Annotated in this window: 18 protein-coding genes and 1 tRNA gene; 7 read left to right on the forward strand and 12 right to left on the reverse strand. The window is 59.0% G+C overall.

Annotation, left to right across the window (positions count from 1 at the left end; translation table 11 throughout):
- On the reverse strand, positions 1–420 hold the full coding sequence (locus tag EI290_RS10780; protein WP_125429653.1) for a hypothetical protein: 420 nt from the start codon (positions 418–420) through the stop codon (positions 1–3).
- Positions 421–880: 460 nt separating this feature from the next.
- Between EI290_RS10780 and EI290_RS10785 the strand changes: the two genes are divergently transcribed.
- The gene (locus EI290_RS10785) at positions 881–1327 is read left to right on the forward strand and encodes a hypothetical protein (protein WP_125429656.1); all 447 of its coding nucleotides are present in this window, start codon (positions 881–883) and stop codon (positions 1325–1327) included.
- Between the two features lie 149 nt (positions 1328–1476).
- Here EI290_RS10785 and EI290_RS10790 read toward each other — a convergent pair.
- The 3 genes from EI290_RS10790 to EI290_RS10800 all read right to left on the reverse strand — a co-directional run bounded on the left by EI290_RS10790 (position 1477) and on the right by EI290_RS10800 (position 4655).
- Positions 1477–1549 (reverse strand) — tRNA-Thr (locus EI290_RS10790).
- Between the two features lie 161 nt (positions 1550–1710).
- Complete coding sequence (locus EI290_RS10795) at positions 1711–4038, reverse strand: DUF349 domain-containing protein (RefSeq protein ID WP_125429659.1); 2328 nt, start codon at positions 4036–4038, stop codon at positions 1711–1713.
- A 50-nt stretch (positions 4039–4088) separates the two neighbouring features.
- The gene (locus EI290_RS10800; protein WP_125429662.1) at positions 4089–4655 is read right to left on the reverse strand and encodes a YqgE/AlgH family protein; all 567 of its coding nucleotides are present in this window, start codon (positions 4653–4655) and stop codon (positions 4089–4091) included.
- 258 nt (positions 4656–4913) lie between these two features.
- Between EI290_RS10800 and pdxH the strand changes: the two genes are divergently transcribed.
- From pdxH to EI290_RS10820, 4 genes are all read left to right on the forward strand, one after another.
- Positions 4914–5564 (forward strand): pyridoxamine 5'-phosphate oxidase, encoded by a 651-nt coding sequence (gene pdxH / locus EI290_RS10805; RefSeq protein ID WP_125429665.1) that lies wholly within the window; start codon positions 4914–4916, stop codon positions 5562–5564.
- Between the two features lie 134 nt (positions 5565–5698).
- Complete coding sequence (locus EI290_RS10810) at positions 5699–7021, forward strand: DUF1015 domain-containing protein (protein WP_125429667.1); 1323 nt, start codon at positions 5699–5701, stop codon at positions 7019–7021.
- A 7-nt stretch (positions 7022–7028) separates the two neighbouring features.
- Positions 7029–7625: a Maf family nucleotide pyrophosphatase gene (locus EI290_RS10815; protein WP_246008921.1), complete on the forward strand. Its 597-nt coding sequence runs from the start codon at positions 7029–7031 to the stop codon at positions 7623–7625.
- 119 nt (positions 7626–7744) lie between these two features.
- Positions 7745–8050, forward strand: coding sequence for a hypothetical protein (locus tag EI290_RS10820; RefSeq protein ID WP_449404928.1), 306 nt, complete (start codon positions 7745–7747; stop codon positions 8048–8050).
- A gap of 5 nt (positions 8051–8055) precedes the next feature.
- Here EI290_RS10820 and EI290_RS10825 read toward each other — a convergent pair whose 3' ends face one another.
- Complete coding sequence (locus tag EI290_RS10825; RefSeq protein ID WP_125429676.1) at positions 8056–8706, reverse strand: flavin reductase family protein; 651 nt, start codon at positions 8704–8706, stop codon at positions 8056–8058.
- A 312-nt stretch (positions 8707–9018) separates the two neighbouring features.
- The gene (locus EI290_RS10830; RefSeq protein WP_125429678.1) at positions 9019–9591 is read right to left on the reverse strand and encodes a fasciclin domain-containing protein; all 573 of its coding nucleotides are present in this window, start codon (positions 9589–9591) and stop codon (positions 9019–9021) included.
- Between the two features lie 250 nt (positions 9592–9841).
- Here EI290_RS10830 and EI290_RS10835 point away from each other — a divergent pair, with 250 nt between their 5' ends.
- On the forward strand, positions 9842–10114 hold the full coding sequence (locus EI290_RS10835) for an IS1 family transposase (RefSeq protein ID WP_125428788.1): 273 nt from the start codon (positions 9842–9844) through the stop codon (positions 10112–10114).
- Between the two features lie 25 nt (positions 10115–10139).
- A complete protein-coding gene (locus tag EI290_RS10840) occupies positions 10140–10550 on the forward strand; it encodes an IS1 family transposase (protein ID WP_246008931.1) in 411 nt (136 codons plus the stop codon).
- Here EI290_RS10840 and EI290_RS10845 read toward each other — a convergent pair.
- From EI290_RS10845 to EI290_RS10870, 6 genes are read right to left on the reverse strand one after another with little or no spacing between them, the layout of a single operon-like run.
- Positions 10547–11086: a hypothetical protein gene (locus EI290_RS10845; RefSeq protein WP_125429684.1), complete on the reverse strand. Its 540-nt coding sequence runs from the start codon at positions 11084–11086 to the stop codon at positions 10547–10549. The two genes, EI290_RS10840 and EI290_RS10845, sit on opposite strands and share 4 nt — an antisense overlap.
- Before the next feature lie 38 nt (positions 11087–11124).
- The gene (locus tag EI290_RS10850) at positions 11125–12978 is read right to left on the reverse strand and encodes a M2 family metallopeptidase (RefSeq protein ID WP_125429687.1); all 1854 of its coding nucleotides are present in this window, start codon (positions 12976–12978) and stop codon (positions 11125–11127) included.
- Positions 12979–12988: 10 nt separating this feature from the next.
- Positions 12989–13378: a type II toxin-antitoxin system VapC family toxin gene (locus EI290_RS10855; RefSeq protein ID WP_125429690.1), complete on the reverse strand. Its 390-nt coding sequence runs from the start codon at positions 13376–13378 to the stop codon at positions 12989–12991.
- On the reverse strand, positions 13378–13614 hold the full coding sequence (vapB, locus tag EI290_RS10860; protein WP_125429693.1) for a type II toxin-antitoxin system VapB family antitoxin: 237 nt from the start codon (positions 13612–13614) through the stop codon (positions 13378–13380). The genes EI290_RS10855 and vapB overlap by 1 nt, the downstream gene beginning before the upstream one ends.
- 44 nt (positions 13615–13658) lie before the next feature.
- Positions 13659–14603, reverse strand: coding sequence for a M90 family metallopeptidase (locus EI290_RS10865; protein WP_125429696.1), 945 nt, complete (start codon positions 14601–14603; stop codon positions 13659–13661).
- Positions 14604–14646: 43 nt separating this feature from the next.
- A complete protein-coding gene (locus tag EI290_RS10870; RefSeq protein ID WP_246008922.1) occupies positions 14647–14994 on the reverse strand; it encodes a low molecular weight protein tyrosine phosphatase family protein in 348 nt (115 codons plus the stop codon).
- Between the last annotated feature and the right edge of the window lie 19 nt (positions 14995–15013).

Consider the following 15013-nt stretch of genomic DNA (forward strand, 5'->3'; position numbering starts at 1 on the left):
TTAGGCCTGCTGTCCTAGCCAGGCAGTGGCCGCGTCAACCTCCGTAAATATGTGATAGAGCAGTACTCCTTCCCGCGCATCCTGCTGCTGTAGCGCAGCCGGAAGTCCGGTAAACACTTCCTGCGTCACGAGCACTGCGGCCTGCATCTCCTGCTGCAGGGCATGGGAAACCTGCAGCCACTGATTATTAATAAAGTCGTGCTCCTGCTCCGTAAACGGATCCATGCGGCGGTGGTCCCCCAGCATTTTATTCCAGCCCCGGCGTTTGAGCAGATTTTCCAGATGGTGCAAAAACGACTGAAAGGTTTCTAAGTTCCGGGGGCCGGCGTTGTAATCGATGATGACGTAACCATCCGGATGCTCATAGAAACGACCGATGGGATTTTCAAAGTAGAGCGGCAGGCCCGCAAGCTGTGGCATAGCGCAACGAAAGCAGACAAGTGGTGAGAAAGAAAGGAAAGGCCGGCAAGATAAGCATGGAATCAGATGTTGAAGGTAGCCCGATGGTACCTTCAGCAGCTGTGCAACGCTAAACGCCAGATGGCCTGCGAAGTTGCAGGCGCAAGCTACAAGCAGTGTTTGCCCGGACGAAATAGCTCCCGATGGCGGAGCGCATGGCCGTTTTTTGCAGCTGAATGCGCATCTTTCTCTGCGCCAGGCGTGCTATTAAAAGGCAAGAATACAGTACTCCTCCTTCCCGATAGGAAGGCTATTTGCTTTCCTGCCAACCAAGGAGTAGTTGCAGTTCCTCCGGCTTGAACGAGGTCAGCTGGCCCGGGTCAGATGCATCATCCTGAACTATTTGTCCGATCCTAGCCGAGGTGTTTGCCAAGCTAGTTAGCGGAAGCTACCTTTGCTTAAAAACTTAGCCAGGTTACGCATGGCCACCCGGAAAAAAAGCCCGCAAACCCTTGTTCTTGACCCCGAATACCCTACTACGGCGGCCTCTCCGGACCACGTTCCGGTTGGGCCCGATGTGGAGTCGGACGTATACTCAGAGGTGGGGGCCGCTCTGTGCCCGAACTGTGGTGAGCTGCTGGCCTGGCACGAGGAGCCGTGCCGGGTAGTACCGGGTATGGACGTACCGGCAGAAGAGGAGCCTGCGGCTCAAACCAGCATCATCCCCAGCCCGCCGCCCTCGCGCTTCGCCTATGCCCTCGGCCAACCGGTGCAGCCTGCTCCCGATGCGCCCGCCCGGCCTGTCATCTGGCGCGGTCAGCTTAAAGCCCGGGAAGCAGCCGATGGCCTGATTCGCCGCGTCAACGTCTACCGCCTCGATAACGGTTATTGGGACTGTTACTACGAAACGGATCTGCAGGCGGCCTAAGTGCTGCTCCCTCCCGCGCAGTGTCGTATCGTCGGGAAACTTTTGGGCTGGTATCCAGGAGTACCGATTCCCCCAAACGCAAAAGACCCGGAAACCCACTTTCGCAGCGCGAGAAGCAAGTTTCCGGGTGTTCCGGTACAGGATGAGTGAGCCCCCAGTCGGAATCGAACCAACGACCTACTGATTACAAGTCAGTTGCTCTACCAGCTGAGCTATGGAGGCATTCAGGTGGCACAAAAGTAGGAGATGAGCTTGAGTGGGACAAATGTTTCAGGCAAATTTTACTTGGATTTTTAGTAACTGGCTGACTCATCGGATTATAAAAAAGGGCTTATCCATATTGGATAAGCCCTTTTCAGTGTCAACCGGTGCTCCGTAGAGCCCTAGCTGCGCACCGCGCGGAGCTGACGCTTAAGACCGTCAATGCGGGTCTGGGCTTCGTTGATACGGCCCTGATACTCCTCTCGGAGCTGACCAGCATTTTTGGAGCGCGCAAAGAATTCCAGGTTGGTTTTGAGAGTGGAAATATCGTTTTCCAGCTCATTTATTTCCCGGCGCAACGCCTGTTCTTTCTTGTACAGCAGTTGCTGGGAGTCGGGAGAAGATTTCAGCCGCTCAATCTGCAGGGAAAACAGCAAATCGGTGCGCTCCGGATAGGACAGGCCCGGTACCTGGTCCAGATACTTGCCCATCAGGCTCTGAAACTTCTCCTCGGCCTGACCTGAAGTACGGGCTCCATCAAACCCACGCCATTCCTGCACCTGCTGACGGAAGCCCTCCAGCGTGCCCGGCTGTTCGGGGCTGAGGGCCGCAATGGCATCGGCCAGTTGCGCAAGGTGCTGGGTTTGCTCCTGGCTAAGCTGCTGGGCGTGCTGCTCCCGCTGGCGGGTTTCCTCCTTCTTACGGTCAAAAAAGGAGTCGCAGGCCGTCCGGAACCGGTTCCATACTTTGTCTGATTGTTTTTCGGGTACCCGGCCAATCAGCTTCCAGTCCTTCTGCAGGCGGATAACGGTTTCGCGGGCCTCCTCCCAGTTTGGATTCTGCAGAGCAGCTTCGGCCTGTTCGCAGAGTTCCAGCTTACGCTTCAGGTTCGTGTTTTTCTCCTCGTCCAGCGCTTTAAAGAACTGGTTTTTCTTCTGAAAAAAGCCCTTGTACGCCCCCCAGAACTGCTTGTTGAGGTGTTCGGCTTTATCCCGGGGGACAAGGCCGGCGGCATCCCAGGCTTCTTTCAGCTTCTGCAGCTCGTCGGTTTTGCTGCGCCACTCGTTCACCCGTTCCGTATGAAACTCCCCAAAGGGGCGTAGCTGCTCCAGCAGGGCCGTTTTGCGCTCCAGGTTGCTGTTCTCCTGCGTCTGGCGGGCCGATAGAAACTCCTGTTTGCGGTTGTGAACCTGCTCCGAGGCCTGCAGAAAGCGCTGCCAGAGGGTTTCACGCTGCTCATTGGGCACGGGGCCAATATGCTTCCATTCCTCGTGCAGCTGGCGTAGCTCCTGTAGCGCTTTGTTAATGCTGGGTTGCTGCTGCAGGGCGTCGGCCCGGGTAATGAGGCCCTCCTTGGCTTCGAGGTTGCGGCGGCGGTCCAGCTCTTTCATCTCGAAGAACAGGCCGCGGTTATTGTAATAAATGTCGAGCAGCGCGTGGTAACTGTTCCACAGCTCCTGGGCATCCTTCTGGGGTACCGGGCCGGTGGCCTTCCAGTCGTTTTGCAAGGCCTTGATGCGGGCCGAGCTGTCCTTGGTTTCCGCCGATTCTACCAGAGTACGCAGCTGGGAAAGCAGGTACTGTTTGTGGGCCAGGTTTTTGTCCCGCTGCTCGTTTTCTGCCTTGGTGTCGCGGGCCCGGGTTTCCCGAAAATCGTGCAGTGCTTTGGTTAGTTCGGCATGGCCCGTGGGGCCGGTGTAGGCAAACTCATCCGGCTGACCACCCTCTTCCTGAAACCGCTGCCGGGCCGCCGTGCGGTCTGCCTGAAGGTGGGTTTCGTACTGCCGGTGCAGGTCAACGATTTGCTTGCGGTTCTGGCGGGCATCGGGGCGGCGCAGCAAGCCCAGCAGGTGGCTAGCCTGGGCAGGCAGATCCAGGGCGCTGAAGTCCACGGCGGGTACTTCCGGAATGTATTCCTCTTCTTCCTCAGTGGCTTCAGTAGCCGCCGCATCCGAGGAGGTTGGCAAGGATCCTACGTCCGGAGCCTTTTCCAGGCTGGTTTCCAGGGAGTCAGTAGCCGTTAGCTCAACTACGGGCGTTACGTGGGGCGCTTCGGGCTCCGGGGCGGCAGCGGACTCCTGGGCCACTGGTGCCTCCGGGGCGGGCTCTTGCCCGGCCTCTGGAGCAGAAGCAGTAGGCTGGGGGGCCGAAGTGGCCTGGTTTTCGGCCGGTGTGGTAGTGCCGTAGTGGGCCATAGCCCGGGCTTCGCCCGCCGAATGAAGGTCCTCGGAAGGTGCTTCGGCGGGTACGTGCGCTACCGACTTGGTTGTTGCCACGGCTTCGGGGGTATCTGCATCGGACCCGTGGGAGGCGGCAGCCGGCTCGGCAGTACCGGCCCCACTGGGCTCGGCGGGCAGGGGCGGCGTGCCCTGGGCCGGGTGCTCGGTTATGTCGTCGGGGGTATTCTGGCGGGAACGGATTTCGGCCAGGCGGCGCTCCAGAATGTGTTGTGGTGACTCGCCAGGATTGGGCGAGTTGGCGGGGGCGGGGGTATCTTGGTCAGGTAGCATACTCAATCGGCAGGATGGCCTTGCCAGCGGGCAAGGCAGGTGGTGAGGCGTTAATTCAGGCGGGGGTCAGGGGGGTAGTTGGACAGCATCCGGTAGCGGCCGCCTTTTTCCCGCAAAATGGATTGCCAGAAGGCATCGGTGGTCAAAGTAAATACTTTCGCGGCAGCATTGGGCTGCACAATCCAGACATTTTGCCGGACTTCTTCGGCCAGCTGGCCGGCCGTCCAGCCCGAATACCCCACGTACAGGCGGACGCTCTCGGGAGCTACCTGCCCGCTGATGAGCTGTTCCAGTAAGCGGGCGAAGTCGCCGCCCCAGTACACCTCGTCGCCGACGTGCTGGGCCTGGGCCAGGTCAGGTTGCTGATGCAGGTAGTGCAGAGTGTCGGGTTGAACGGGGCCGCCAATGCCCAAGGGAATCCGGGCGGCCGGCAATGCGCTGCCACCCGGCAGCTCCAGCACGTCGCCCAGCTGCAGGGTGGCCGGGCGGTTCAGCACCAGGCCAAACGAGCCCTCTTCCTCGGCATGGCTACAGAGCAGCACCACAGTACGCTCGAAGTTGGGGTCGCCCAGGAAGGGCTGGGAAATCAGCAGGCTACCAGGACGAAGACGGGACATAAGCGGCAGAGAATAAGGGGCAGGCGCGAACAGCAGGCAACAGGAGTAAGTACGGAAAAGATTCGGACTGCGCCTTGCCGGCGCTACCGGAAGCCTGGTAGCAGTACGACGGGGAGGGGGGGCTGGGTTCCGCTGCCCGCCATCATTTATACTACCTTGCAGCCGGAAGTAGCCGAAGCCAGCCTGCCCAAGCCGGGTTCGGGCCCGCCCAGGTTGTTTCTGCTCACCCGTTCAATATTCTCATTCCTGCCCCGCCCTATGACCGACCAACAGCTGGCCGACCTGCGCCAGACGTACTCGCAGCGTACCCTGACCGAAACGGAGGTGCACCCCGATGCCGTGGCCCAATTCCGGACCTGGCTGGAGGAAGCCCTGCAGGCCCGCCTGGAAGAGCCCACAGCCATGACGCTGGCCACCGTGAATGAAGCCGGCCAGCCCGCTGCCCGTATTGTGCTGCTCAAAGGCCTGCCCGATGACGCCGGCTTTCTGTTTTTTACCAATTACGATTCGCGCAAGGGACAGGAGCTGGCAACCAGTCCGCTGGCGGCCCTCACGTTTTTCTGGCCGGGGCTGGAGCGGCAGGTGCGGGTGGAAGGCCGGGTGGAAAAGGCCCCGGAAGCCGTGTCGACGGAGTATTTCCGGAGCCGTCCCCGGGGTAGTCAGATTGGGGCCTGGGCCTCACCCCAAAGCCAGCCCATCCGGAGCCGGCAGGAGCTGGAGCAGCGGGAGCAGGACATCGAAGCCCGGTTTGCGGGCCTGGAGGCGTTACCCCGCCCCGATAACTGGGGTGGCTATCTGCTGCGCCCCCAGCGGGTGGAGTTCTGGCAGGGGCGCCCTTCCCGCCTGCACGACCGGCTGGTGTACGAGCAGCATCCCGAAGGCTGGAAAATCAGCCGGCTAGCTCCCTGAGCCAAGCAATCCAATGAGCCTTACGAGTTGACCAGGACACCCAAAGCTGGCCGCTGTACCGAATACAGTACGGGTCGGCTCGTTGGCACCTGGGTTCTGGCTGCCTGATTTTTCCTTTCTAATCGTATTCCCTTTTGGCCGAAATTCAACCTATCCGCGGCTGGCGCTATAACGCGGAGCTTAGCCGGCAGATTGATGCCTATGTGTCGCCGCTGTTCGATGTGGTATCGGTAAAGCAGCGGGAAGCTCTCTACCGCAACCCCCTCAATAGTATTCACCTGTCAGTGCCCCGGGGCCAGGACCCCGCCGCCGAGGCCTGTCGCCGCCTGCGGGAGTGGCAGGAGCAGGGCGTGCTGCGCCAGGATGAACTGCCGGGTATATACGTGTACTACCAGTATTTCCGGCTGCCCGGTAGCTCGCACGAGTACTGCCGTAAAGGCTTTATGGCGCATATCCGGGCCTACGACTGGGCCGAAAATGTGGTGCTGCGCCACGAGAATACCCTCCCTACTGCCGTAAGCGACCGGGCCGAGTTGCTGGCCCGCACCGAGTTCCAGACCAGCGCCACCCACGGCCTCTACCGGGACGAGGCCTTTGAGCTGGAGCAGTACATGGATGAGGCCATGCAGAACCCACTTTACCAGACGGAAGAGGACTACCAGGGGGCCCGCGACGTGCTGGCCGTTATCCAGGATGCCGGCGTTATCCGGCGCTTCCAGCAGGTGCTGGCGGCCCGGGAGGTTATTCTGGCCGATGGGCACCACCGCTACGAGGGCTCCCTGGCCTACCGCCGGGCCCGGCAAGCAGCGGCCGGAGCGGGCTATACCGGTCAGGAGGCCTGGAATTTCCACCTCATGTACCTGACCAACGCCGCCGCCGACGACCTGCGCATCCTGCCCACGCACCGGCTGCTGCTGGAGCTGCCCGGGGGCCTTACCGATGCGGAGCTGCTGGCCCGCCTGGCACCGTATTTTACCCTGCTGCCCCTCGACGACCCCTACGACCTGCCCGAGCGTATTGCGGGGAAACAGTGGGCCTTTGGGCTGTATCTGGGGGAAGGACAGGTATATAAAATCCGGTTGCGGCCGGAGGTACACCAGTTGCTGGACTGGGAGACAACCTCCGAGGTAAAAGCCCTGGATCTGACGGTGCTGCACTATTTCGTGCTGGAAAAAGCGCTGGGGATAGTGGGGCCGGAGCAGCAGCGCCAGTGGACCGGCGTGGCTTACGTGCGCAACTTTCCCGAATGTCTGACCCGCGTGGACCGGGGCGAGGCCCGGGCGGCTTTCATAACCAACGAGGTAACCATGGAAGAAGTGGAGCGGGTATGCCACTCCGGAGCGGTGATGCCGCCTAAATCGACGTTTTTTTACCCTAAAACCATTGGTGGCTTCCTGTTTAGCAGCATCCGCGAAACCGAAGCGGCCGCCCCTTTCTATGCAGTTTTCCGCTCCTGATCCGCCTTTGAACGCTGCCGTTACCCGCCCCCGGCTGGTACTGGCTTCCAACTCGCCCCGCCGCCGGCAGTTGCTCACGGAGCTGGGATTGGCCTACGAGATACGGCTGCGCGAGGTGGAGGAAAACTTTCCCCCGCAGCTGGTGCGGGCCGAAGTAGCCGAATATCTGGCCGCCCATAAAGCCGCCGCCTACGCCCCCGATCTGGCTCCCGATGAGCTCGTGGTTACGGCCGATACCATCGTCTGCCTCGGAAACGACGTGCTGAACAAACCCGCCGATGAGGCCGAGGCCGTGCAGATGCTTCTGCGCCTGCAGGGCCGCGCCCATGATGTGTACACGGGGGTGTGTCTGCTTCACGGCGACGGCCGCCGGGTAGTATTCTCCGATCAGACCCGCGTGCACTTTCGTCCGCTCAGCTTAGCGGAAATTGAGCATTACGTGCGTCAGTACCGCCCCCTCGATAAAGCCGGTGCCTACGGAGCCCAGGACTGGATTGGTATGGTAGCCGTCACCCGGCTGGAAGGCTCTTACTTCAACGTGATGGGCCTGCCGGTGCACCGCGTGTGGGAGGAGCTGGTGAAGCTGGGAGCCGTAGAGGTGTAGCGTGCCGTGGTATGGTACTTATACTGTGTATTTTCTCGTTTGCGACGGGCCTGGCTATCTACCAGGCTGTTCAAGGGTATCAGAGGCAAAAATGGCTGCTCACGGCAGGAATACCAGCTATGGGGCGTTTAGTTGACTGGCAGGTTTCCGGCTCCGGACGCAGCCGGCAGCGTATGGCATTGGTGGAGTTTCGGACAACCGACGGGGAACTGATTCGAACGGCTACTAACCTGAATACCTCGGCTATTATGGGATACAGTGCCGGCGACGCCCTGCGGGTACGCTTCAACGCGCAGCATCCCCAGGAATGCATTATCGATGAGCAGCAGCTGGTACCGCTCTGGTTCAAGCTTACGCTGATAATCCTGCTGTGGCTTTTATTTTTCGCCGGGGCTGGCATCATCACGTGGCAGAGCCGCCATTAGCTACTTTATTCGCCCGAAACCGACAGCTCTGGTAAGGGCTGATGAGGTCGGGCATAGCCGTAGCGGGCCAGGGGAGTGGCTTCGTAATACGTATCGAGGCCACTGAGGGCTACCGTGCCGGCAGCCGCTAAATCCAGTGAGCCGTCCGCCCGTTGCACATCGTTTTCGGGCAGGTACACATGCTCTACGGCCCCAACCAGCAGCACGGTGCCATTCGCTTCGATGGGGAGTTCCTGCACGAGGGTAAGCCCTATGCGCAGGCGGCTTTCCTGCACGTAGGGGGCAGCAAACCCATCTAGGTACTCGGGGGTTAGCCCGCAGGTCTCAAACTCGGATTCCTCACGGGCAAAGTTAGCCGATGTGAGATGGGCGGCCCGCATAATTCCCGCGTGCACGTGGTTGAGCGTGTAGGAGCGGGTTGCCCGGATGTTGTCGTAGGAATGGCGCTCCACAGTAGGTGGGCGCATTACCAGGCCCAGTAAGGCCGGATTTGAGCCCAGGTGCACCACCGAGCTGATAATAGCCAGATTCGTGCGGCCTTGCTCATTGGCGGTGCCCAGCAGATTGGCGGGCTTGAAGCCGGTAATGGCATTGATGAGATTCAGCCGGTATACTTTTTCCAGGCAGGCAATATCGGCAGCAGTCAGATGAGGCATAGGGTGAGTACGTGAGAAAGTATCATCCTAACCAGCAGCCGGGCATTTTGTCCGCAGCACATTCGTGCTTTTTCACGCTGGCAGCAGGCCCAAGGAAAGAAAAATGGCCTGTGTTACAGCCGATGCCCGCACGTAGCGGCTTAGTAAACCATATCCGAAGTGGCTGTACTGTCCCTTTGATTGCCTTATTGCTGTATGCCTGAATTTATACTTAAAACAAGGATACAAATAATTAGGATGAATAATAAAACACGGGCAATTCGACTAAATTAATTTAGTCGAATTGCCCGTGTTTTATTGCTTATACGGTGCTTAGGGCATCAATACTTTGTCAATTACGTGAATTACGCCATTGCTCTGAATTACGTCGTACGTGGAAATTGTCGAAATATTTCCTTTTTCATCCACCAGTACCACGTTTTTCGGGCCGTTCATCATGGCTTTCAATGTGCCGCCGCTTACGGTTTTAAGCGTGGCCGTGCCCTTTCCAGCCTTGATGGCGGCCATAATCTTGTCAGCCGTCATATTGCCGGCTACCACGTGGTAGGTCAGGATTTTGGTGAGAGTAGCTTTGTTCTCCGGCTTCACCAGGCTTTCCACCGTGCCAGCGGGCAGGGCATTAAAAGCGGCATTAGTAGGCGCAAATACCGTAAAAGGACCTTTGCCCTGCAAGGTTTCTACCAGGCCGGCGGCCTTTACAGCAGCTACCAGCGTGGTGTGGTCTTTGGAGTTAACTGCATTTTCAACAATGTTCTTGTTGGGGTACATGGCCTCGCCGCCTACCGAAACAGTGCCGGGCGTCAGTTTGGCCTGTGCCGAAGCCGCCGTAACAGAAGCCGCGCCGAGCAGGGCCGTAAGAGCGAAGGAAAGCAGGTGCTTTTTCATGCGTAAGAGAGGGGTGTAGTGGAACTAAGTTGAGGGCACTTACGCCACTTCTTTCCTCTCCGGATTTACCTGCTTTAAAAAATAATGCAGTCCTGCTGTAACAATGTAAATAAATACCTGAAAATGACGTGAGTATTTTTTATAAATCAGATAATACTTATTTCACTTGGTGCAGCAGAGGTGTGGCTGCCGCCTGTGTAGACTACAGTTAATGGCGGTGGTCTAAATCGTGGTTTTGCTATCTTGTGTGATGCTACAGACTACCCTTACCTGTGCTAAATGTGGGAGCACAGCCTTGCGCAAAAATGGGCATAGCCACGGCCACGCCAAGTATTTGTGCACGAGTTGCCGCCACCAGGCGGTGTTTCAGCCAGCGGCCCCACGCAAAGCGGCGCAGTATGCACAGGTAGAAAAGCTGCTCCTGGAGCGCGTGTCGCAGCGGGCCATTGTGCGCCTGACGGGCGTAGCGCGGATGACGGTGGCCAAACTGGCAAAAAAAAGCGCAGACCCGTCCGAGCAGTAGCCCGCTGCCGCACCGGCCGAAAGAGCTGGAATTGGATGAGCTGTGGACGTTTGTGGGGCGGAAACGGCGCAAGAAATGGCTCTGGCTGGCTGTGGAGCGGCACACGCGGCGCATCGTGGCCTGGGTGCTGGGCAGTCGAGGCCGCGCCACGGCCCGACGTCTGTGGCGGGCACTGCCCGCCCCGTATCGGACAGGCACGTGGTATCACACGGACGAATGGGAGGCCTACAAAGGCGTGCTGCCCAGGCACGCCCACCGGGCCCACCCCAAAGGCAGCGGCCAGACCAGTGTCGTGGAGGCCATCAACTGCTCCTTACGCCAACGGTGCGCCGTGCTGGTGCGCAAGACCTGCTCGTTCAGTCGCTGCTTGGCCATGCACCACGTGCGCATTCAACTCGTCATTGACGAGCACAACCGACGATGCACCACAGCTTAGACCACCACCTTTTTGTGAAATTCAGCCAGCATCCTACTGGCTACAACTGCGTAGTAACGGTCTAAAGTTGCCTTATCCTCGCGACTTGGCGGCGGTGGCATACTAGCAAATTTCGGATTAGACAGATTGGTCGATAAGCCACACAAGCTCAACTCATGAATCGTCCCGTCATGGTTCAGGGTGGTATAAAAAACCCAAATGCCGGGCGTTACGGTGAGGCCACAGGATGAAGAGAGATTGTTAAATCCGGTGAGAGTGTCGGCTTTTATCTGTCCTTTGAATATATCAATAGGACGTACCCGGTAGGTGTTACCGCTGGCCGACATTACCTCCCCAACAAATACATGTTGACTCAGGGTTAAGCCTTCCCGGATGCGTTCCGAGGAAAATTGAGTGCCCCGTGAATTCTCGCAAATACAGGCATACGATGTTAGATTACTCAACCAAAACCAGAGCAGTAGATAAAGGCGGCAATGCCACATAGTGAAATGAATAAGTATGAAAAAATCAGCCGAAACGCTGTTGAATAGCATCACGGCTGATTTTACAGAAAAGCGGCGACACTGCCGGGTAGTTACATCGTGTACTTGCGGCCTTTGTTCTGCTGTTTCAGGTAGGTCATCAGCGGCTGGAAGTATTCTACCATAGCGCGGGCCGAGAGGTCTTCGCCTGTTTTCTCCTTCAGCACAGTGCGCCAGTCCTTGCTGGATCCGGGCCGCATGATGTCGGCCAGGAAGGCCCCGACTTCCTTGTTGCCGTAGTAGTTGGTGGCGTGCGGGTCCTGCTTCAGGATCTGCTTGCTGATGTGGTCGTGCAACTGGAACAGGATGACGTATGACAGGGCGTAGTCGTAGTACTGCGCGGGGTCGTCGTTGATGTGGGTTTTGGTGGCGGGGTCGAGGTACTGCTCGCCGCGGGTGGTGGGGGGCACAATGCCCTGGTACTGCTTGGCCAGGGCCCACCAGCGGGCATTGAGCTGGTCGGCGGGAAGCTTGTCGGCGTAGAAGCTGTTTTCCCACTCGCTCATTACGCCCGAGGCAAACGGGATAAACACGGCATAGTTCAGGGCTTCTTTCAGCAAGGTCTGCGTCTGGTCGGTTTTGGCTTTGGCGTCCACCAAGCCCAGGCCGGCCAGGAAGGGTTTCTGGGTGGCGGCCAGGCCCATCAGGGAGCCCATAGCCTCGTGGTAGGCACGGTTGGCTCCGCCGCGCAGCAGGGGCGGCACCTCGGGGTTGGTGTAGGTGAGGTAGTAGTAGATGTGCCCCAGTTCGTGGTGGGTGGTTTCGTACCACTCGGTGTTGCCTTCCACGCTCATCAGGCTGCGCACGTCCTGGTTCAGGTCCATGTGCCAGGCCGAAGCGTGGTTGTTCTTTTTGTAGGTAGCCCCCTTGGGCAGCGGGTACAGGCTGGATTTCTCATAGAACGAGCCGGGCAAAGCCGGGAAGCCCAGACTCTGGTAGAACCTCTCCGCCTGCTGCACCTGCCACTCGGGGCCTTTTTTGGCCAGCACGGGGTCAATGTTGAGGCCCTTTACGTCCACCATGGCGCTCCAGTCCTGACCCCAGCGGTTAGGCAGCCAAGAGGCGGGCAGGTAGTCGGGCACCTGCTTCACGCCGTATTCTTTGGCAAGCTCGTAGCGGGCATAAGTGTGCAACTCCCGGTACAAGGGGCGCAGCTCCTCGTTGATTTTGCGCACCAGCGTCATCATCTCCTCCCGGCTCAGGCCGTAGTCGGAGGCCTGGTAGCTGAAGTAGTCAGGGTAGCCCAGGGCCTGTACCGTCTGGTTGCGCAGGTCACGCAGGTTCAGCAGCCCGTCTTTGAGGGTGGGGCCGATGGCCTTGCTGGCTTCCCAGATTTGCTGGCGCTTCAGCGGGTTGTTTTCCTTGCGCAGCAGTTCGTCCAGGTCGTTGGTGGTAACCGATTTCCCCTGGTATTTGTAGTCAAAGCCATAAAGCTTTTCCGTCTGCTGGGTTTCGGCCTTGATGCGGCGCTTTACCACCTCGGCAATGGTCTGGGGCGAGTTGGCCGCGTTGTAGAGGGCCGTTTGCAGCTGCTTTACCTGAATTTCGGAAAGCTGGTCCTTGTGGTCCAGCAGCTCGCGCAGGCGCTCAATGTTCTGGGTGGAGCCCGTGAAGGCCGCCATCCGTTCATTGGCCCGGGCAGTAGCCCCGGAGTTGGCCGTGTCGCCGGCCACAATGCGGGTATTGGAGCGCCACTCCGCCTCGCTCGACTGCGTGTACAAGCGCACGTACTCGGCGGAGTAGTCCTGCAAAAATTTATCGGCCTGCTCGCCCCAGGTGGGCGCGGCGGGCTGGGTAGCCGGTTCGGGCTGGGTGGCGGCCGGAGTGGCGGCCGTGGGCGCCGTGGCTTTCTGGGCGCAGCCGGCTAGCAGCGCGGCGGTGAGGAGGGGGAGAAGGGGTTTGTACACAGGCGAAAGGTTAGGAGAGGCGTTGCACATCCGGGTACAAGTCGAACTTATCATCAGCAGTCAATACCGGAATTTGTTCGACTAATGCCTGCGCAATAATCAATCGGTCAAAAGGGTCACGGTGCTTGTCGTCGGGATATGGCAGCGTGGCCACCCGCAAAAAATGCGTCGGCTGCAAATTAAGCACCTTAATGCCGCGTCGGGTGGCGGCAGCTAAACTTGTTGCCAAATCAACTTTCAGTTTGCCAGCACTGATTTTAATAGCCATTTCCCACCACGTAGCAGCACTAACCAGTAACTCATTACTAGAGTCCAGAATGAGTGCGGAAGCGGAGGCCGTTAATTGCGGGTTTTCGCTTTGATACCAAAGCAAAATATGCGTATCAAGAAGTATTAGCATTAGTATTCGGCGAAGTCTGGGAGAGGCGCATCAAAGTCGTCAGCCATCCAAATTTTTCCCTTTAACTCGCCCAATCCTTCCCGACGGCGCCGGCCAATTTCTTCATCGGAAACAGGCCCCAGCGGTTGCTTGCCTGCCCGCCGCTGGGCCAGAAACTCCGCGAAATCCACCACTTCCTGCTGCAATTCAGCGGGCAGAGTTTCCCAGGTGTGCAGAAGTTGTTTTACGTGTACCATAGCTCAATATACAGCCAGATGTCCAGTGTTAGTTCGAGCGAAACTTAGGCTGCCTGCTCCTGCTCGGCCAAATGACACTCCTTATACTTCTTGCCGCTGCCGCAGGGACAAGGGGAGTTGCGCCCGAACTTGCGGCGGCTGCGTAGCTGCTGTAGCCACTGGCGCGGGTCGGTGGCCCACTTCAGAAAGCGGCTTTTGGGGTTCTGGCGGAAGGCCAGCAGCAGTAGCCCGTAGAGTTCGGGGTGGTGCTCCTGCAGCTTCTCGGGCTTCTCGAAGAAGTATTCAGTAACTACGGCAAAAAACTCGGCCTCATTGGTGCCGGCGTAGTCGTTGATTTCTGAGTTGCCGGCCCGGATGGCTGCAATTTCGCGCTGCATGACGGCCTCCCATTCGGGGCGGAGGGCGGCGGGCAGGGCCAGGCCGGGTACACCGTCAATTTGCCCGTCCGCCTCATCCAGCAAGTGGGCAAACTCATGGATGCCCACGTTCTGCCGGTCCAGGGAGTCTTGGAAGCCCTGCTCCAGCGAGGCCTTGGACAGCCGCATGTAGTGTGAGGTCTGAAACCCCTGCACCGAGCCCAGCAGCGTCCCTTCCAGTCCTACAAACTCTTTGTTGGGGTCCCGTTTCAGCGTCCAGGCGTCGGGTACCACCAGCACTTCGCTCAGGTTGGCATACTCCCAGTCGGGAAAGCCAAACACCGGAATAATGGCCGAAGCGGCTACCAGCACCCGGGTCACGTCGTCAATTTCGGTTTGGATGCCGCTGATGCGCGTTTGGGCCAGGAACACCTGCACCCGCCGCTCAAACCGCTGCTTGTCGGGGGCGGAGAGGGAGAGGTAGAAAGCCACCCGCTGCTGCAGCGTCTGGCGCCAATCAGCCGGAAACTCAGCTTGTAGCGCTTGTTGCTTCAGGCGGGCGTCGCGGGTGAGGTAGCGGTAAAAGGCAAAGGCTACGGCCGCTACCAGCGCGGCAAAAAGGAGGTTCTGCATGGCCTGCCTCAACGGGGCGGCCGGGGGCGGGGTTGCCCCCCGGCTACCACTCCACGCCCAGGTGCTCCGTGAGCCGCTCCCGCAGCAATTCCTGCAGAATATGGTCCATGAACTGAAATTTATCCGGAATACGCAGGATAACAAGCCGTTTGCCTTCCACCGCATCCGGGAATTTCTGCCGCAGATAGTCCGCATGTTTGCGCTCCATTACCACTATCGTATCCGCCCAGCCCAGGTGGCCGGCCGTTACGCGCACCCGGGCCCCCGGCTCGGTGCCGGCCGAGCGGGCCATATAATCGGGGCGGTTATCGAATAACCGTTCGGCCGTGAGGCTGCGCCAGCGGTTCTGGCTACAGATGAAGAGCAACGTGGGAGCAGAAGAAGCAGACACGAAAAAGGCAGCAAGAACA

It is taken from the genome of Hymenobacter metallilatus (genome assembly GCF_003944705.1).
Taxonomy (GTDB): Bacteria; Bacteroidota; Bacteroidia; order Cytophagales; family Hymenobacteraceae; genus Hymenobacter; species Hymenobacter metallilatus.